Below are 19,112 nucleotides of genomic sequence, written 5' to 3' on the forward strand. Positions count from 1 at the left end.
GGGGTGTCTAACCCTGTTGTGCCAAGTCGAGCGAGCCGCTAGGATGCGTTTTCGCACGACCATTCGAAAATCTGTGAGGAGACGCGCAGTATGGACAAGATTTGGCTGAAATCGTACCCGTCCGGCGTTCCGGCCGAAATTGATCCGTCTCCGTATCCGTCAGTTCCCGACCTGCTCGCCGAAAGCTTCACCCAGTACCGTGATCGGACGGCCTTCGTCTGCATGGGCAAGGCGATCACGTACGGTGAACTGGACGCCCTGTCGCGCCAGTTCGGCGCGTGGCTGCAATCGCGGGGGCTGGCGCGCGGCGCCCGCGTCGCGCTGATGATGCCGAACGTCCTGCAGTATCCGGTGGCGATCGTCGCGGTTTTGCGTGCCGGGTATACCGTCGTCAACGTCAATCCGCTCTATACGCCGCGCGAACTCGAACACCAGCTCAAGGACAGCGGCGCCGAAGCGATCGTCATCCTCGAGAATTTTGCGACGACGCTGCAGGCCGTGATCGCCAATACGTCGGTCAAGCATGTGGTGGTCGCTTCGATGGGCGATCTGCTGGGCCTCAAGGGGTGGCTCGTCAATTACGTCGTGCGCAACGTCAAGAAGATGGTGCCGGCGTGGCAGCTTCCGGCCTATACCCGATTCAAGGCGGCGCTGGCCGAGGGGGCGCGGCAGGCCTTCAAGCCGCAGAAGCTCGGCCCGGACGACGTCGCGTTCCTGCAATACACGGGCGGCACGACGGGCGTCGCGAAGGGCGCGACGCTGCTGCACCGGAACATCGTCTCGAACGTGCTGCAAGCGGGGGCATGGCATCACCCCGCGCACGAGAAGTATCCGGACGTGAAGCAGTTCGTGACCGTGGTCGCACTGCCGCTCTACCACGTGTTCGCGCTGACCGTCTGCGGTTTCCTGACGATGCGCACCGGCGGCATGGGGATCCTGATTCCGAATCCGCGCGATATCGGCGGCATGATCAAGGAGCTGAAGGGCTACCAGATCTCGACGATCCCGGCCGTCAACACGCTCTACAACGCATTGCTGAACCACCCGGATTTCGACCAGCTCGATTTCTCGAAGCTCGCGATCGCCAACGGCGGCGGCATGGCGATCCAGGAAGGCGTGGCGAAGCGCTGGTACGAGAAGACGCACACGGCGATCGTCGAGGGCTACGGCCTGTCCGAAACATCGCCGGTCGCAACTTGCAACCCGGTGACCGCCACGGAGTACAGCGGAACGATCGGCCTGCCGCTGCCGTCGACCGAGGTGTCGATCCGCGATGACGCCGGCAACGAGGTGTCGCTCGGCGAGCCCGGCGAAATCTGCATCCGTGGGCCGCAGGTGATGGCCGGCTACTGGAATCGTCCGGAGGAAACCGCCAAGGTCATGTTCCCGGACGGCTTCTTCAAGACCGGCGACGTCGGCGTGATGGATGCGCGCGGCTATGTGAAGATCGTCGACCGGAAGAAGGACATGATCCTCGTTTCCGGCTTCAACGTGTATCCGAACGAGGTGGAGGACGTCGTGGCGTCGCACCCGGGCGTGTTCGAGGTGGCGGCGGTCGGCGTGCCGGACGAGCATTCGGGGGAAGCGGTGAAGCTCTTCGTCGTGAAGAAGGATCCGGCGCTCACGGACAAGGACATTCTCGCGTACTGCAAGGAGCGGCTCACGGGATACAAGCGTCCGAAGCTCGTCGAGTTCCGCACCGAATTGCCGAAGACGAACGTCGGCAAGATCCTGCGGCGCGAATTGCGCGACGGACGCGCCTGACGGGGCGAACGACCGACAGAGCCCGGCTTCGGCCGGGTTTTTTTTGTTTTCAGGCCGCCCCGACTCGACAACTACCCGCGTTTCCGATCGCCACAGTTCGCTGCAGAACAAAGAAAAAGGCGCCCGAAGGCGCCTTCAATGGACTGCGGCTTGTCAGGCAAGCCGATTAGAACTTGTGACGGATGCCGACGCGAGCCGCCACCTGGTTGCTGGTGCTCGACGGGTCGAGGCCGTTGATCGAAGCGGTTGCAGCGACAGGCAAATTCGACTTTGGATCAAGCGTATTGCCCGACGCATGCTGATACACGCCGATCACATAGACGTCGGTACGTTTCGACAGGAAGTAGTCGACGCCCACTGAGCCCTGGTGGTACTTCGCCGCCGACGCGTTGTCGATCTTGCTGCCCTGCGTATAGTCGTACGCCGCGCCCAGGATCAGCGCCGGGGTCAGTTGATACTTGAAGTTGATTTCGCCGTTGTTGAACGTCGCCGTGCCGGAGAACCCGCCGGCGGTAAAGCCCTTGAACTTCGTGTTCGAGTACGTTGCCCCGATCGTCGCCGCGCCGAACGTGTAGGCACCGCCGGCACCGATAACCTGGTACGTGTTGGCGGTCGCTGCGTACGGACCATAGATCGGTGTCGAAGCGATCGTCGTCGATGCGGTCGAACCGTTGTTGAACATGCCGCCGAAGTTCGCCGGCGTGCGCGCGTTCAGGTAGCCGACGCCGAGGACCAGCGGGCCGTTGTTGTAGCCGGCGCCGAGCGACCAGACCTGGTTCTTCGCGAACTGGCCGGCTTGCCCGCCGAAGCTGTACAGGCCGCCGAACGAGAAGCCGTTGTAGGTCGGGCTCGTGTACTTGATCGCGTTGTTCACGCGATAGGCGTTGTTGAAGTTGTCGAGGTCGCCCGGGTGTGCGGCGATGTAGCCGCCCCATTGGTCGCCTGCCTCGAGCGGGCCGACGAAGTCGACGACGGAATCGTACTGGCGGCCCAGCGTGACCGTGCCGAAGCTGCTCCCCAGGCCGACGTATGCCTGGCGGCCGAATTCGAGGCCGCCCTGCTTGAGGCCGCCGGTGTTCACGTCAAAGCCGTTTTCGAGCACGAAGACCGCCTTCAGGCCGCCGCCCAGGTCTTCCGTGCCGCGCAGGCCCCAGCGGCTGCCTTGCAGCACGCCGCTCGACAGGCCGTACAGGTGCTTGCCCTTGGCGTTGTTGTTGAAGATGAAGCCTTCGTCGATGATGCCGTAAAGCGTCACGCTGCTCTGCGCATGGGCAGCGCCAGCGAACGCGCCCAGCGCGACGAGCGCGAGAAGCGACTTTTTCATGAACGGATCTCCAGAAATCATAGAATTTATTGTTGCGGGGCAAATAGTTATGTTCTGCAGACGATCCCCGCTGCAACTTCGCACGAAGTCCGACGTAATGTAGCAAAAGGACTTTTTGCAACAAAGCAAGATGCCCCGGCCCGGGGTCGCCATGTTTCCTTTATGCAACAATGGTTAAAATCACGGGTTAACCGCAATTTCCGCTGAAGAATCAAGTCGGTTACGCAGCGGACACGCGCTTTCGCCGGGTGCGGAAACGCAAGCACTAGCAGCCAGGAGAACAGGATGGTGTTGGATGAATTGATCAGCGAATTCGATCGCGGTCTGCGCTCGATGGCGGGCGTGAATCGCATGAGCCGCCCGGTGCCCGCGCCGGCCGAACCCCCGACCGTCGAGCTCACGCCGGCGGAGCGCACGCATGCCGCAGGACTGATGCGCGTGAACCATGTCGGCGAGATCTGCGCGCAGGCGCTGTATCAGGCGCAGAAGCTGACCGCGCGCACGCCGGCGGCCAAGGCGATGTTCGAGGAGGCTGCCCGCGAGGAGGAGGACCACCTCGCGTGGACTGCACATCGGCTCAAGGAGCTCGACTCGCGCCCGAGCGTGCTCAATCCGCTGTGGTACGCGGGCGCGCTGGCGATCGGCGTCGCGGCCGGCGCGCTTGGCGACAAGGTGAGCCTCGGCTTCATGGCCGAGACGGAGCGCCAGGTCGAAAGCCATCTGGAAGGTCACCTGTCGACGCTGCCGGCGGGCGACACCACGTCACGCGCGATCGTCGACCAGATGCGCATCGACGAGGTGAAGCACGGCAAGGCCGCGACCGACGCGGGCGGCATCGAGCTGCCGCTGCCGGCGCGGATGCTGATGCGCGCCGCATCGAAAGTCATGACGAGCACTGCGTACTACCTGTGACGAAATTCGCGGGGGCGGAGCGGTCTGCCGCCCCCCGATCGAGCCTGCCGATACCGCCCGCTTTTTCCGCGTTTTCCCGCCCCCGAAAGCCCCGTCCGCACGCCCATCTGGCCGGCCTTGTTCACGTATCACCTTCACAAGTTGCACTAGCTCATTCATTTATAACGGTTTTTGGAATGAGGGTGCGCATGAGCTTGTGCGCGTAAGTCCTTGTTCTAACTAACAAAATTCGTCAAAAAACCGGGCCGCTCCCTTGACCGTGTCACACCCTTCCTCTAAAGTGGGAGACAGTGTGAGAAAGTGTATTTTTGTGTGATTTGGCAGGCTATTCCGGCTAAATTCTGAGCATTGAGCGGGTGCTTCGGTGCCCTGAACGGGAGAGCGGAAAGTGTTCCAAGGGGCGTCAGCGCTGACGCTCGATGCGAAAGGGCGGATGTCGGTGCCGGCTCGCTATCGCGAAGCGCTGCAAGGACAGGCAGAAGGACGGGTGACTGTGACCAAGCACCCGGACGGCTGCCTGTTGCTGTTTCCGCGCCCCGAATGGGAGGTGTTCCGCGCCAAGATCGCTGCGCTGCCGATGGATGCGCACTGGTGGCGGCGGATTTTTCTCGGCAATGCGATGGATGTCGATCTCGACAGCGCGGGCCGGATTCTCGTATCGCCCGAGCTGCGCATGGCGGCCGGGCTGGAAAAGGAAGTCATGTTGTTGGGAATGGGTAGTCACTTCGAGCTGTGGGATTCGCAGACCTACATCGCGAAGGAGCAGGCGGCGATGGCGCAGGGCATGCCCGACGCGCTGAAGAATTTCACGTTCTGATTGCGGTGACGGAGACGCCCGCGATGGGAAACGAATTGCAGCATCGGACGGTGTTGTTGGACGAGGCGGTCGACGCGCTCGTGACGCGGCCGGACGGCATCTATGTCGACGGCACGTTCGGGCGGGGCGGCCATAGCCGCGCGGTGCTCGCGCGGCTCGGGGCCGCCGGGCGGCTGATCGCGTTCGACAAGGATCCGCGTGCAATCGAGACGGCGCAGGGCATCGAGGATGCGCGCTTCTCGATCGTGCACGACAGCTTTGCGTCGATGCAGGGCGCGCTGGCGGCGCGCGGCATCGCGAAGGTGTCGGGTGTGTTGCTGGACCTGGGCGTGTCCTCGCCGCAGGTGGACGATCCGCAGCGGGGCTTCAGCTTCCGCGCGGATGGCCCGCTGGACATGCGCATGGATCCGACACGCGGCGAGTCGGCGGCCGAATGGCTCGCACGGGCGTCGCTGCAGGAACTGACGGAGGTGATACGAGATTATGGGGAAGAACGGTTTGCTTTTCAGATTGCAAAGGCGCTTGTTGCTCGCCGGGCAGAGTCCGACCGTCTCGGGCCCCTCGACAGCACGGGCGAGCTTGCCCAAATCGTGGGTCACGTCGTCAAGACACGTGAGAAGGGCAAGGACCCGGCAACCCGCACCTTTCAGGCTATACGGATTCACGTCAATCAAGAGCTTGCGGACCTGCAAGTCGTACTAGACGCGGCATTGTCGTTGCTGGAGCAAGGGGGGCGGCTGGTGGTCATCAGCTTTCATTCACTCGAGGACCGGATCGTCAAGCGATTCATGCAGGCGCACGCGAGTGCGCCTGCGGTCGATCGTCGCCTGCCGATCCGCGCCGTCGACCTTCCGAGCCCCCCGCTGAAGATCATCGGCCGTAAATTCCCGAGTGACGCCGAAGTGGTCGCGAACCCGCGCGCGCGCTCGGCGGTGATGCGCATTGCGGAGCGCGTCGCGCCATGAGCCGCTTCAACATCTTCCTGCTGATCATCGTGATGGGCTGCGCGCTGTCGGTCGTCAATTCGACGAACCAGCAGCGCCAGATCTTCATTCAGCTGCAGCGTGCGCAGTCGCAGGAGCACCAGCTCCAGCAGGACTATGCGCAGCTTCAGTATCAGCAGAGCGCGCTGTCGAAGACCTCCCGCATCGAGCAGCTCGCTAACGATTCGTTGAAGATGCAGCCGATCATGACCGGCCGCACCCAGTACCTGACGCTGGCGCCGGGCGCCGCGAAGGCGATCGACGCGCCGATCCCCGCATCGGCCGATGCGGCGACGGGCAAGGCCAGGGGAGGCGCGCGATGAAGCCGTCGCAGAAGCGCCAGAACGTGAAGTTCGCGTCGAGCCCCGTGCTGTCGGTGCACCTGCCGATGTGGCGCTCGAAGCTCGTCGTGTTCCTGCTGTTCATGGCTTTCGTCGCGCTCGCCGCGCGCGCGTTCTGGATCCAGGGGCCCGGCAACGCGTTCTATCAGAAGCAGGGCGAAAGCCGCTACCAGCGCACGATCGAACTGCCGGCGACGCGCGGCAAGATTCTCGACCGTAACGGGCTCGTGCTCGCGACGAGCCTGCCCGTGCGCGCGATCTGGGCGATTCCCGACGCGGTGCCGGACGATCTCGGCGCGGACAAGCTCGACCAGCTCGGCAAGCTGCTCGGCATGACCCAGAAGGAGCTGCGCGCGAAGCTGTCGGAGGACAAGGGTTTCGTGTACGTGAAGCGCCAGGTGCCGATCGACATCGCCGACAAGGTCGCGGCGCTCGACATCCCCGGCGTGTACCAGCGCAACGAATACAAGCGCTTCTATCCGGAAGGCGAGATCACCGCGCACCTGATCGGCTTCACGAACGTCGAGGACGAGGGCCAGGAAGGCGTCGAGCTCGGCGACCAGAAGCTGCTGTCCGGCACCTCGGGCGTGCGCCGCGTGATCAAGGACCGGCTTGGGCACATCGTCGAGGACGTTGCCGAGCAGCTGCCGCCGCACAACGGGACGGACGTCGACCTGTCGATCGACAGCAAGATCCAGTACATCGCGTACGCGAACCTGAAGGCCGCGGTCGACAAGTTCAAGGCGAAGGCGGGCGCGGCGATGGTCATCGACGTGCGCACCGGCGAGGTGCTCGCGCTCGTCAACTACCCGACGTACAACCCGAACGACCGTTCGCACCTGACGGGCGAGCAGCTGCGCAACCGGATCCTGACCGACGTGTTCGAGCCGGGCTCGATCATGAAGCCGTTTACGGTGTCGCTCGCGCTCGACCTGCATCGCGTGACGCCGAACACGCTCGTCGAGACCGGCAACGGCCACTTCGTGCTGGACGGCGCGCCGATCACCGACGACGCGGGCTTCGGCACGCTGACGGTCGGCGGCGTGATCCAGAAATCGAGCAACATCGGCGCGACGAAGATCGCGATGACGATGAAGCCCGAGGAAATGTGGAATATGTATACGAGCATTGGCCTCGGCCAGGCGCCGAAGGTCGGCTTCCCGGGCGCGGCGGCCGGCCGCCTGCGGCAGTGGAAGAACTGGCGCAGGATCGAGCAGGCGACGATGTCGTACGGCTATGGCTTGTCCGCGTCGCTGTTCCAGCTCGGGCGTGCGTACACGGCGATCGCGCACGACGGCGAGCTGATGCCGGTGACGATCTTCAAGACCAACAGCGCGCAGCCGGTCGCGGGGCCGCAGATTTTCGCCCCGTCCACTGCGCGCCAGGTGCGGGCGATGCTCGAAACGGTCGTGGCGCCGGGCGGCACGTCGCCGGACGCCGCCGTGCCGGGCTACCGCGTCGGCGGCAAGAGCGGTACCGCGTACAAGCACGAAGGGCACGGCTATACCCGCAAGTACCGGGCGTCATTCGTCGGGATGGCGCCGATGCCGAATCCGCGCATCGTCGTCGCGGTGTCGGTCGACGAGCCGACGGCGGGCAGCCACTTCGGCGGACAGGTATCCGGGCCGGTGTTCTCGACGATCGCGGGCGACGCGCTGCGCGCGCTGAACGTGCCGCCGAACATGCCGGTCAAGCAGCTCGTCGTGTCTGACGATACGCCCACCGCGACCGGGCCGCAAAAGCTGGCCGCGGGTGCGGGCGCGAAGCATATGATCGTGTCCAGCACGACACGCAATTCTCCTGGAGTCATTCGATGAGCGCCGCTCGCAGTTCCCATCCGGCGCACCAGCAGATCGCAGCCGCGCTCGCGTGGCTGCGTCAGCATGTGGCCCCCGCGGCGCAACTGCATGCGGATACGCGCAGCCTCGAAGCAGGCGACGTGTTTCTCGCGTATGCGGTCGACGGGGCCGACAACCGCGCCTTCATTGCCGATGCGGTCGCGCGCGGCGCCGCCGCCGTGCTGTATCAGCCGGACGGCCTTGCCGTTGCACCTGCCGCGCCGGTCGCGCTCGCCGTGCCGGCGCTGAACGAACTCGCCGGCGACATCGCCAGCGGCTGGTACGGTGATCCGAGCGACAGCCTGTTCGCGGTCGGCGTGACCGGCACGAACGGCAAGACGTCGTGCACGCAGTGGATCGCCGCCGCGCTGACGGCGCTCACTCGGCCGTGCGCGTTGATCGGCACGCTCGGCAGCGGGATGCCGGGCCATCTGGTGCCGACCGGCTTCACGACGCCCGATGCGCCGCAACTGCAGCGCAGCCTCGCGCAGCTGCGCGACGCGGGGGCGAAGGCCGTGGCGATGGAGGTGTCGTCGCACGCGCTGCATCAGGGCCGCGTGAACGGCACCGCGTTCGACATCGCCGTGTTTACGAATCTCACGCAGGATCACCTCGACTATCACCGCACATTCGACGCGTACGAAGCGGCGAAGGCGAAGCTGTTCGCGTGGCGCGGCCTGCGCGCCGCGGTCGTCAATCGCGACGACACGGCCGGCAGCCGTCTGCTCGCGAGCCTGTCCGGCCGCGTGCGCACGATCGCATACGGGATCGGCGATGCGTCGGCGGCGGACGCGGATCGCGAGCTGACCGCGCATGACGTGCGCGCGACCGCGACCGGCACCGCATTCCGCCTGCGTTCGTCGTGGGGCGACGCGGACGTCGAGGTCGGCACGCTCGGCACGTTCAACGTCAGCAACCTGCTCGCGGTGCTCGGCACGCTGCTCGCGGCCGACGTGCCGTTCGACGCGGCGCTCGCCGAGATCGCGCGGCTCGAGCCGGTCAACGGCCGGATGCAGCGCCTCGGCGGCCGGCTGCAGAACGACGAGCCGCTCGTCGTGATCGACTATGCGCACACGCCCGACGCGCTCGAGAAGACGCTCGACGCGCTGCGCCCGATCGCCGTCGCGCGCGGCGGCGCGCTCGTCTGCATGTTCGGCTGCGGTGGCGACCGCGACGCGACCAAGCGTCCGCTGATGGGCGCGATCGCCGAGCGGCTGGCCGACGAGGTCGTCGTGACGAGCGACAACCCGCGCAGCGAGGACCCGCAACGCATCATCGACCAGATCGTCGCCGGGATGACCGTGCCGGACAAGGCGCGCCGGATCGAGGACCGCGCGAGCGCGATCCTGCAGGCGGTGCGCGGCGCGGCGCGCGAGGACGTCGTCGTGCTGGCCGGCAAGGGGCACGAGGCGACGCAGGAAATCATGGGCAAGAAGCGCGCGTTCTCCGACCAGGACCACGCGCGGCTCGCGCTGGCGGCGCGCGCGACGCACGGCAAGGGAGGCGGAGAATGACGATGCTCAGCCTCATTGAAGCCGCTCGCCTGATTCCGGGCGCGACCGTCCAAGGCGACGCGAGCGTCACGTTCGAGCGCGTGTCGACGGACAGCCGCACGGTCGGCCCGGGCGACCTGTTCGTCGCGCTGAAAGGGGAGCGCTTCGACGCGCACGATTTCCTCGCCGACGTGGCGGCGCGCGGCGCAGCCGCGGCGCTCGTCTCGCAGGTTCCGGCCGGCTCGGCGCTGCCGTCGATCGTGGCCGCCGATACACGCACCGCGCTCGGCGCGCTTGCGCACGGCTGGCGCAAACGATTCCCGTTGCCGGTCGTCGCAGTGACGGGCAGCAACGGCAAGACGACGGTCAAGGAAATGATCGCGTCGATCTTCGCCGCCGCGGTCGGCGCGGATGCGCGGCTCGCGACGGCCGGCAACCTGAACAACGACATCGGGCTGCCGCTGACGCTGCTGCGTCTTTCCGCTGCACACCGACTCGCGGTGATCGAGCTCGGGATGAACCATCCGGGCGAGACGGAGATCCTCGCACGCCTCACGGCGCCGACGGTCGCGCTCGTCAACAATGCGCAGCGCGAGCACCAGGAATTCATGGCGACGGTCGAAGCCGTCGCGCTCGAGCATGCGGCCGTGATCCACGCACTCGCGCCGGACGGCGTCGCGGTGTTCCCGGCCGACGACGCGTACGCGGGCATCTGGCGCGTCGCGGCGACCGGCAACCGGATCGTCGACTTCGCGCTCAACGACGGCGAGCGGCACACCGACGCGCAAGTGACGGGCCGCGTCGACGGCGGCGCGCTCACGATCGACACGCCCGCCGGGTCGATCACGGTGCGGCTGCGTGCACTCGGCGAACACAACGCGCGCAACGCGCTGGCGGCGACGGCCGCCGCACTGGCGGCGGGCGTCGCGCTGACGGCGATCCGGCAGGGCCTCGAGGCGTTCGAGCCGGTCAAGGGCCGCCTGCAGGTCCGGCAGGCAAGCGCCGGCAGCCTGGCGGGCGCGACGGTCGTCGACGACACGTACAACGCGAACCCCGATTCGATGCGCGCGGCGATCGACGTGCTTGCGGCGCAGCCGGCGCCGCGCGTGCTGGTGATCGGCGACATGGGCGAAGTCGGCGACGAAGGCCCTGCGTTCCATCGCGAGGTCGGCGCGTACGCGCGCGAACGCGGCATCGACGCGCTGTTCGCGCTCGGCGACGCATCGCGCGACGCCTGCGCGTCCTACGGCGACACGGCCCGCCACTTCGGCGACGTCGGCGCGCTGGTCGACGCGCTGTTGGCGGCGGGCTACGGCGCGCAGGCGACGGTGCTGGTGAAGGGCTCGCGGTACATGAAGATGGAGCGCGTGGTCGACGCGCTGACGAACCAACCCGCGGCGGGCACGGCGCCCGCCGCACCTTGAGTAGAAGGAAGGAAGCATGCTGCTGGCGCTGGCGCAATGGCTGCAGGGCGACGCAAGCTTTTTGCGCTTGTTCACGTACCTGACGTTCCGTGCGGTGATGGCCACCATCACCGCGCTCGGGATCGGGCTCGTGTGCGGACCGTGGGTGATCCGCAAGCTGACTCAAATGAAGGTCGGGCAGGCCGTGCGCAAGGACGGCCCGCAGACGCACCTCGTCAAGTCCGGCACGCCGACGATGGGCGGCGTGCTGATCCTGATCGGCATCGCGGTCGCGACGCTGCTGTGGGGCGACCTGACGAACCGTTTCATCTGGATCGTGATGCTCGTCACGTTCGGTTTCGGCGTGATCGGCTGGGTCGACGACTACCGCAAGGTCGTCCACAAGGACCCGCGCGGAATGTCGTCGCGCGAGAAGTACTTCTGGCAGTCGGTGATCGGCCTGTTCGCGGCCGTCTACCTGGCATTCAGCGTGTCCGAGGCGAACAACGTGCGCGTGTTCGACCTGTTCATGGCGTGGGTGAGGAGTGGCCTGTCGATGGGGCTGCCGGCGCGCGCCGACCTGATGCTGCCGTTCCTGAAGTCGATCAGCTACCCGCTCGGCGTATGGGGCTTCATCGTGCTGACCTATTTCGTGATCGTCGGCGCGAGCAACGCGGTGAACCTGACCGACGGCCTCGACGGCCTCGTGATCATGCCGGTCGTGCTGGTCGGCGCATCGCTCGGTGTGTTCGCGTACGTGATGGGCAGCGCGGTCTATTCAAAATACCTGCTGTTCCCGCATATCCCGGGCGCGGGCGAACTGCTGATCTTCTGTTCCGCGATGGGCGGGGCGGGGCTCGCGTTCCTCTGGTACAACACGCATCCCGCGCAGGTGTTCATGGGCGACGTCGGCGCGCTGGCGCTCGGCGGCGCGCTCGGTACGGTCGCGGTGATCGTGCGCCAGGAAATCGTGCTGTTCATCATGGGCGGCATCTTTGTCGCGGAAACGTTGTCGGTGATGCTGCAGGTCTCGTGGTTCAAGTACACGAAAAAGCGCTACGGCGAAGGGCGACGCCTGCTCAAGATGGCGCCGCTGCATCACCATTTCGAATTGTCCGGCTGGAAGGAAACGCAGGTGGTGGTGCGTTTCTGGATCATCACGCTGATGCTGTGCCTGTTCGGTCTGACCACCCTCAAGCTGCGGTAAAGGAAAGGTAACAAGGATGTCTGGCGAGATGTTTGGAGATCGGCAGCGGCCGATGGTGCTCGTGCTGGGGCTCGGGGAATCGGGTCTCGCGATCGCGCGGTGGTGCGCGAGGCACGGGTGCCGCCTGCGTATTGCCGATACCCGCGAGGCGCCGCCGAACCTTGCCGCGCTGCAGGCAGAAGGCATCGACGCGGAATTCGTCGGCGGTCCGTTTTCGCCGGCGCTGCTCGACGGCGGCATCGAGATCGTCGGGCTGAGCCCCGGCCTGTCGCCGCTCGAGCCGGCGCTCGCGGCGCTGATCGCGGCGGCGAACGAGCGCGGCGTCGCGGTGTGGGGCGAACTGGAGTTCTTCGCGCAGGCGCTGCGCGCGCTCGGCGCGAGCGGCTATCAGCCGAAGGTGCTGGCGATCACGGGCACCAACGGCAAGACCACGACGACGAGCCTGACCGGCCTGTTGTGCGAACGGGCGGGCAAGAAGGTCGGCGTCGCGGGCAACATCAGCCCGGCGATGCTCGACCGGCTCGCCGACGCGATCGACGCCACCGCACTGCCGGACGTCTGGGTGCTGGAGCTGTCGAGCTTCCAGCTCGAGACCGCGCGCACGTTCGCGCCGGACGCGGCCGCGATCCTCAACATCACGCAGGACCACCTCGACTGGCACGGCAGCTTCGACGCATACGCGGCCGCAAAGGGCCGGATCTTCGGCGCGACGACGACGCGCGTGCTGAACCGCGACGATGCGGCCGTGATGAAGTTCGCGCCGGCCGCGGGCGCGGCCGATGTGCCGCGCACGGTCACGTTCGGCCTGAACGAGCCGGTGCATGAGGGCGATTACGGCCTGTCTCGCGACAACGGGATCGCGTGGCTCGTCGAGGCGATCGATCGCGACGCGACCGACGAGCCGGCGACGGGCCGCCGCCGCAAGCGCGACGCCGTCCATACGCCGGACATCGCGCAGAAGCGCCTGATGCCGGTCGACGCGCTGCGCATCCGCGGCCTGCACAACGCGGCGAACGCGCTCGCCGCGTTCGCGCTCGCGCGCGCGATCGACCTGCCGGCCGCGCCGCTGCTGCACGGGCTGCGCGAATACCGCGGCGAGGCGCATCGCGTCGAGCTGATCACGACGCTCGACGACGTCGATTATGTCGACGACAGCAAGGGCACGAACGTCGGCGCGACAGTTGCCGCGCTCGACGGGCTCGCGCAGCGGATCGTGCTGATCGCCGGCGGCGACGGCAAGGGCCAGGATTTTTCGCCGCTCGCCGCTCCAGTCGCGCGCTGGTGCCGCGCGGTGCTGCTGATCGGCCGCGACGCGCCGGCGATCCGCGACGCGCTCGCCGACACCGGCGTGCCGCTCGTCGATCACGCGACGCTCGAGGAGGCGGTGCGCGCGGCGAGCGAGCTCGCGGAGCCGGGCGACGCGGTGCTGCTGTCGCCCGCGTGCGCGAGCTTCGACATGTTCAAGAGCTACGCCCATCGCGCTGACGTGTTCCGCCGCGCGGTGGAGGATCTCGCCCTCGATCAAGGAGCGACGCCATGAGCTGGTCCGATCGCCTCGTCTCCCGTTTCAACGATCGACGCGATGGCGGCGGCAATGTGGCCGGCGGCCGCGTCGCGTCGGCCACGCGGGCCGCGACGGGCGGCCTCGCGAGCGTCGTCAACGGCGTGCGGCCGGGCCGTTCGCGGATGCTCGATTTCGACTACTCGCTGCTGTGGGTCGCGGTCGCGCTGCTCGGGCTCGGCGTCGTGATGGTGTATTCGGCGTCGATCGCGATGCCGGATTCGCCGAAGTACGCGTCGTATCACGATTACGCGTTCCTGCTGCGCCATTGCGTGTCGCTCGGCGTCGCGTTCATCGCGGCGGTGATCGCGTTTCGCGTGCCGGTGTCGACGTGGGACAAGTACGCGCCGCATCTCTTCCTGATCGCGCTCATCGGCCTCGTGATCGTGCTGATCCCGCACGTCGGCAAGGGCGTGAACGGCGCGCGCCGCTGGATCCCGCTCGGCATCACGAACATGCAGCCGTCGGAAGTCATGAAGCTCGCGGTGACGATCTACGCGGCGAACTACACGGTGCGCAAGCAGGAATACATGCAGAGCTTCGCGAAGGGCTTCCTGCCGATGGCCTGCGCGGTCGGCCTCGTCGGCGCGCTGCTGCTGCTCGAGCCGGACATGGGCGCATTCATGGTGATCGCCGCGATCGCGATGGGCGTGCTGTTCCTCGGCGGCGTGAACGGCAAGCTGTTCGGCGGCCTCGTCGCGACCGCGGTCGGCACCTTCACGATGCTCGTCTGGCTGTCGCCGTGGCGTCGCGAGCGGATCTTCGCGTATCTCGACCCGTGGGACGAGCGTTACGCGCAGGGCAAGGCGTACCAGCTCACGCACTCGCTGATCGCGTTCGGCCGCGGCGAATGGTTCGGCGTCGGCCTCGGCGGCAGCGTCGAGAAGCTGAACTACCTGCCCGAAGCGCATACCGACTTCATCCTCGCGGTGATCGGCGAGGAACTCGGCTTCGTCGGCGTGATGGTCGTGATCCTGCTGTTCTACTGGATCGTGCGCCGCGCGTTCGAGATCGGCCGCCAGGCACTCGCGCTCGACCGCACGTTCGCGGGGCTGACAGCGAAGGGCATCGGCATCTGGTTCGGCGCGCAGGCGTTCATCAACATGGGCGTGAACCTCGGCCTGCTGCCGACCAAGGGCCTGACGCTGCCGCTCGTGAGCTACGGCGGCTCGGGCATCCTGCTCAACTGCGTCGCGCTCGCGGTGCTGCTGCGGGTCGACTATGAAAGCCGGGTGCTGATGCGTGGAGGGAAGGTATGACCGCGACGCATCGCACGCTGATGGTGATGGCAGGCGGCACCGGGGGCCACGTGTTCCCGGGGCTCGCGGTCGCGCACCGGATGGAAGCGGCGGGCTGGCGCGTCGTGTGGCTCGGCAATCCGGCCGGGATGGAGGCGACGCTCGTGCCGAAGCACGGCATCCCGATGGAATACGTGCGGTTCGGCGGCGTGCGCGGCAAGGGTCTGAAGACCAAGCTGTCGCTGCCGTTCAACCTGCTGCGCGCGTGCTGGCAGAGCCTCGGCGCGCTGCGCCGGGTCAAGCCCGACGTCGTGCTCGGGATGGGCGGCTACATCACGTTCCCGGCGGGCGTGATGACGGCGCTGTCCGGCCGTCCGCTCGTGCTGCACGAACAGAATTCGATCGCCGGCCTCGCGAACAAGGTGCTCGCGAAGCTCGCGAAACGCGTGCTCGTCGCGTTCCCGGACGCGCTGCCGCACGCCGAATGGACCGGCAACCCGATTCGCGCGGAACTTGCGCGCACGGAACCGCCCAAAGCACGCTATGCGGCGCGCAGCGGTCCGCTGAACGTGCTGGTCGTCGGCGGCAGCCTCGGCGCCGCCGCGCTGAACGAAGTGGTGCCGCGTGCGCTGGCGATGCTTGCGCCGGGCGAGCGTCCGCGCATCGTGCATCAGGCGGGCGCGAAGCATATCGACGTGCTGAAGGCGAACTACGAGGCTGCCGGCCTCGTGTGCGGCAGCGACGTGCAGCTCGTGCCGTTCATCGACGACATGGCCGCCGCGTACGCGGCGGCGGATCTCGTGATCTGCCGGTCGGGCGCGATGACGGTATCGGAGATCGCGGCGGTCGGGGTGGCGGCGCTGTTCGTGCCGTTCCCGTATGCCGTCGACGATCACCAGACGACCAATGCCGCGTTCCTCGCCGAGGCGGGAGCAGCGGTGCTGGTGCAACAACGCGACCTGTCGGCCGACCTGCTCGCCGACTGGCTGCGCAGCCAGTCGCGGGCGTCGCTCGCGGACATGGCGGAGCGTTCGCGCTCGCTGGCGAAGCCGGATGCCACCGACGAAGTCGCGCGGGTCTGCGCGACGGTGGCCGGCGCGAACCTGGAAAAACTGCAATGAAACACATCGTCAAACACATTCATTTCGTCGGGATCGGCGGCGCCGGCATGAGCGGCATCGCGGAAGTGCTCGTCAATCTCGGCTACCAGGTCAGCGGCTCGGACCTGTCGCGCAACGCGGTGACCGACCGTCTCGAGGCGCTCGGCGCGCGGATCGCGATCGGCCACGACGCGGCGAACATCGAGGGCGCGAACGCGGTCGTCGTGTCGACGGCGGTGCGCTCGGACAACCCGGAAGTGCTGGCCGCGCGCGCGAAGCGCGTGCCGATCGTGCAGCGCGCGGTGATGCTCGCCGAGCTGATGCGCCTGAAGCAGGGCATCGCGATCGCGGGCACGCACGGCAAGACCACGACGACGAGCCTCGTCGCGAGCGTGCTCGCGGCGGGCGGCCTCGATCCGACCTTCGTGATCGGCGGGCGCCTGATCAGCGCCGGCGCGAACGCGCGGCTCGGCACGGGCGACTTCATCGTCGCCGAGGCCGACGAGTCGGACGCGTCGTTCCTGAACCTGTACCCGGTCATCGAAGTCATCACGAACATCGATGCCGACCACATGGACACCTACGGGCACGACTTCGCGCGGCTCAAGCAGGCGTTCATCGAATTCACGCAGCGCCTGCCGTTCTACGGCAGCGCGGTCGTGTGCGTCGACGATCCGAACGTGCGCCAGATCATCCCGTTCATCTCGAAGCCGGTGGTGCGCTACGGGTTGTCGCCGGACGCGCAGGTGCGCGCGGAAGACATCGACGCGCGCGATGGCCGGATGCACTTCACGGTGATCCGCGAAGGGCGCGAGCCGCTGCCCGTCGTCCTGAACATGCCGGGGCTGCACAACGTGCAGAACGCGCTCGCGGCGATCGCGATCGCGACGGATCTCGGCGTATCGGACGACGCGATCCAGCAGGCGCTCGCGGAGTTCAACGGCGTCGGCCGGCGCTTCCAGCGCTACGGCGAGGTGCCGGCGGCGGACGGCGGCAGCTACACGCTGATCGACGACTACGGCCATCATCCGGTCGAAATGGCGGCGACGATCGCGGCCGCGCGCGGCGCGTTCCCCGGCCGCCGCCTCGTGCTCGCGTTCCAGCCACACCGCTATACGCGCACGCGCGACTGCTTCGACGATTTCGTCAACGTGCTGTCGACGGTCGATGCGCTGGTGCTGACGGAAGTCTACGCGGCCGGCGAGGCGGCGATCACGACCGCCAACGGCGACGCGCTGTCGCGCGCGCTGCGCGCGGCGGGGAAGGTGGAACCGGTATTCGTCGCGACGGTCGACGACGTGCCGAACGCATTGACGAAGGTCGCGCAGAACGGCGACGTGGTGATCACGATGGGCGCGGGCTCGATCGGCGGCGTGCCGGCGAAGCTCGCGCAACACACTCAACAGAAGGCATGACATGAGCGGGATTGATCCGAAACGTTTCGGCAAGGTGGCGGTGTTGCTCGGCGGCGTGTCCGCGGAGCGCGAGGTGTCGCTCAATTCGGGCCGGCTCGTGCTGCAGGGCCTGCGCGACGCGGGCATCGACGCGCATCCGTTCGACCCGGCCGAGCGTCCGCTGGCGGCGCTGAAGGACGAAGGGTTCGTGCGCGCGTTCAACGCGCTGCACGGCGGCTACGGCGAGAACGGCCAGATTCAGGGCGCGCTCGATTTCTACGGGATCCGCTACACGGGCAGCGGCGTGCTCGGCTCGGCGCTCGGCCTCGACAAGTTCCGCACGAAGCTCGTGTGGCAGCAGACGGGCGTGCCGACGCCGCCGTTCGAGACGGTGCTGCGCGGCGACGACCTCGCGGCGCGCGCGCCGGAGATCGTCGCGAAGCTCGGCCTGCCGCTGTTCGTGAAGCCGGCGAGCGAGGGATCGAGCGTCGCGGTGCTGAAAGTGAAGACGGCCGACGCGCTGCCGGCTGCGCTCGCCGAAGCCGCGAAGCACGACCCGATCGTGATCGTCGAGAAGAGCATCGAGGGCGGCGGCGAATACACCGCGTGCATCGCAGGCGATCTCGACCTGCCCGTGATCAAGATCGTGCCGGCCGGCGAGTTCTACGACTATCACGCGAAGTACATCGCCGACGACACGCAATACCTGATTCCGTGCGGGCTGCCCGCCGACAAGGAGGCGGAGCTGAAGCGCGTCGCGCGCCGGGCGTTCGACGTGCTGGGCTGCACCGACTGGGGCCGCGCGGACTTCATGCTCGACGCCAACGGCAACGCGTACTTCCTGGAAGTGAACACCGCGCCGGGCATGACCGATCACTCGCTGCCGCCGAAGGCGGCGCGCGCGGTCGGCATCAGCTATTCGGAGCTGGTGGTGAAGGTGCTGTCGCTCACGCTCAACGACTGAAGCAGGAACGGAAAGACGTCATGTGGAACAACGTTCGCCAACTCAACCTTGCCGCCAGCGCGCTGTACGCGCTGCTGCTGCTCGTGTTGGCGGCGGCCGGCTGCTACTGGCTGATCCAGCGTCCGGCGTTCGCGCTGCGCGCGATCCAGATCGACGGCGACACCGACCACATCAACGCACCCATCGTGCGCGCGGGCGTGGTCGGGCGGCTGAAGGGCAACTTCTTCACCGTCGATCTCGATACGGCGCGGGTTGCGTTCGAGCAGATGCCGTGGGTGCGCCGCGCGAGCGTGCGCCGGGTGTGGCCGAATGCGCTGGCTGTCACGCTCGAGGAGTACAAACCGCTCGGGACCTGGGGCAGCGACCAGCTGGTGAGCGTCGACGGCGAGTTGTTCACCGCGAACCAGGGCGAGCTCGACGAGGCGCTGCCCGCGTTCGACGGGCCGGAAGGCAGCGCGAAGGAAGTCGTCGTGCGGTATCACGACTTCGCGAAGTGGTTCGCGCCGCTCAACGCGACGCCGGAAGAGGTCACGCTGTCGGCGCGCTACGCATGGACGGTGAAGCTGTCGAACGGGATGCAGGTGGAGCTGGGCAAGGAGCGCAACGGCGACACCCTGCACGACCGGAGCCAGCGTCTCGTCGCCGCGTGGCCGGCCGTCACGCAACGCTGGGGCAACGACATCGAGTACGCGGACCTGCGCTATCCGAACGGATTCGCGATTCGCGCGGCGGGCATGCGGTTCCTGACCGATACCGACAAGCGCAAGAAGTAA

General features: G+C 67.2%; 16 protein-coding genes. 15 read left to right on the plus strand and 1 reads right to left on the minus strand.

The annotated features are described in order from the left end of the window. Nucleotides 1-90: 90 nt before the first annotated feature. Complete coding sequence (locus tag ACFIMZ_RS03105; protein ID WP_431821346.1) at nt 91-1,764, plus strand: long-chain fatty acid--CoA ligase; 1,674 nt, start codon at nt 91-93, stop codon at nt 1,762-1,764. A gap of 166 nt (nt 1,765-1,930) precedes the next feature. Here ACFIMZ_RS03105 and ACFIMZ_RS03110 read toward each other — a convergent pair whose 3' ends face one another. Continuing rightward, nucleotides 1,931-3,088, minus strand: coding sequence for a porin (locus ACFIMZ_RS03110; RefSeq protein WP_431821347.1), 1,158 nt, complete (start codon nt 3,086-3,088; stop codon nt 1,931-1,933). A 285-nt stretch (nt 3,089-3,373) separates the two neighbouring features. On the opposite strand from ACFIMZ_RS03110, the gene coq7 reads away from it, so the two are divergent. The 14 genes from coq7 to ACFIMZ_RS03180 all read left to right on the plus strand — a co-directional run bounded on the left by coq7 (nt 3,374) and on the right by ACFIMZ_RS03180 (nt 19,112). Beyond that, nucleotides 3,374-4,000, plus strand: coding sequence for a 2-polyprenyl-3-methyl-6-methoxy-1,4-benzoquinone monooxygenase (coq7, locus tag ACFIMZ_RS03115; RefSeq protein ID WP_059760434.1), 627 nt, complete (start codon nt 3,374-3,376; stop codon nt 3,998-4,000). Between the two features lie 388 nt (nt 4,001-4,388). Then, a complete protein-coding gene (gene mraZ / locus ACFIMZ_RS03120) occupies nt 4,389-4,817 on the plus strand; it encodes a division/cell wall cluster transcriptional repressor MraZ (protein WP_006400450.1) in 429 nt (142 codons plus the stop codon). A 23-nt stretch (nt 4,818-4,840) separates the two neighbouring features. Continuing rightward, nucleotides 4,841-5,782: a 16S rRNA (cytosine(1402)-N(4))-methyltransferase RsmH gene (gene rsmH / locus ACFIMZ_RS03125; protein ID WP_431821348.1), complete on the plus strand. Its 942-nt coding sequence runs from the start codon at nt 4,841-4,843 to the stop codon at nt 5,780-5,782. Further along, complete coding sequence (ftsL, locus tag ACFIMZ_RS03130; RefSeq protein ID WP_431821349.1) at nt 5,779-6,123, plus strand: cell division protein FtsL; 345 nt, start codon at nt 5,779-5,781, stop codon at nt 6,121-6,123. The genes rsmH and ftsL overlap by 4 nt, the downstream gene beginning before the upstream one ends. Next, on the plus strand, nt 6,120-7,958 hold the full coding sequence (locus ACFIMZ_RS03135; protein ID WP_431821350.1) for a peptidoglycan D,D-transpeptidase FtsI family protein: 1,839 nt from the start codon (nt 6,120-6,122) through the stop codon (nt 7,956-7,958). The genes ftsL and ACFIMZ_RS03135 overlap by 4 nt, the downstream gene beginning before the upstream one ends. After that, nucleotides 7,955-9,493 (plus strand): UDP-N-acetylmuramoyl-L-alanyl-D-glutamate--2,6-diaminopimelate ligase, encoded by a 1,539-nt coding sequence (locus tag ACFIMZ_RS03140; protein ID WP_431821351.1) that lies wholly within the window; start codon nt 7,955-7,957, stop codon nt 9,491-9,493. Before ACFIMZ_RS03135 ends, ACFIMZ_RS03140 begins: the two co-directional genes overlap by 4 nt. After that, nucleotides 9,490-10,896, plus strand: a complete 1,407-nt coding sequence (locus ACFIMZ_RS03145; protein WP_431821352.1) for a UDP-N-acetylmuramoyl-tripeptide--D-alanyl-D-alanine ligase — start codon at nt 9,490-9,492, stop codon at nt 10,894-10,896. Before ACFIMZ_RS03140 ends, ACFIMZ_RS03145 begins: the two co-directional genes overlap by 4 nt. A 16-nt stretch (nt 10,897-10,912) precedes the next feature. Further along, nucleotides 10,913-12,082: a phospho-N-acetylmuramoyl-pentapeptide-transferase gene (gene mraY / locus ACFIMZ_RS03150; protein WP_006477019.1), complete on the plus strand. Its 1,170-nt coding sequence runs from the start codon at nt 10,913-10,915 to the stop codon at nt 12,080-12,082. A 28-nt stretch (nt 12,083-12,110) separates the two neighbouring features. Next, complete coding sequence (murD, locus tag ACFIMZ_RS03155) at nt 12,111-13,622, plus strand: UDP-N-acetylmuramoyl-L-alanine--D-glutamate ligase (protein WP_431822417.1); 1,512 nt, start codon at nt 12,111-12,113, stop codon at nt 13,620-13,622. Then, nucleotides 13,619-14,902 carry a putative lipid II flippase FtsW gene (gene ftsW, locus ACFIMZ_RS03160; protein ID WP_431821353.1) on the plus strand — a complete coding sequence of 428 codons (1,284 nt, stop codon included), beginning with the start codon at nt 13,619-13,621 and terminating at the stop codon, nt 14,900-14,902. Before murD ends, ftsW begins: the two co-directional genes overlap by 4 nt. Further along, nucleotides 14,899-16,002, plus strand: coding sequence for an undecaprenyldiphospho-muramoylpentapeptide beta-N-acetylglucosaminyltransferase (gene murG, locus ACFIMZ_RS03165; protein ID WP_431821354.1), 1,104 nt, complete (start codon nt 14,899-14,901; stop codon nt 16,000-16,002). Before ftsW ends, murG begins: the two co-directional genes overlap by 4 nt. Further along, a complete protein-coding gene (gene murC, locus ACFIMZ_RS03170; protein ID WP_431821355.1) occupies nt 15,999-17,396 on the plus strand; it encodes a UDP-N-acetylmuramate--L-alanine ligase in 1,398 nt (465 codons plus the stop codon). The genes murG and murC overlap by 4 nt, the downstream gene beginning before the upstream one ends. Nucleotide 17,397: 1 nt before the next feature. Beyond that, nucleotides 17,398-18,339, plus strand: coding sequence for a D-alanine--D-alanine ligase (locus tag ACFIMZ_RS03175; RefSeq protein WP_431821356.1), 942 nt, complete (start codon nt 17,398-17,400; stop codon nt 18,337-18,339). A 20-nt stretch (nt 18,340-18,359) separates the two neighbouring features. Then, the gene (locus ACFIMZ_RS03180) at nt 18,360-19,112 is read left to right on the plus strand and encodes a cell division protein FtsQ/DivIB (RefSeq protein WP_010091241.1); all 753 of its coding nucleotides are present in this window, start codon (nt 18,360-18,362) and stop codon (nt 19,110-19,112) included.

This window comes from Burkholderia sp. F1 (genome assembly GCF_050813845.1).
Classification (GTDB): Bacteria; Pseudomonadota; Gammaproteobacteria; order Burkholderiales; family Burkholderiaceae; genus Burkholderia; species Burkholderia ubonensis.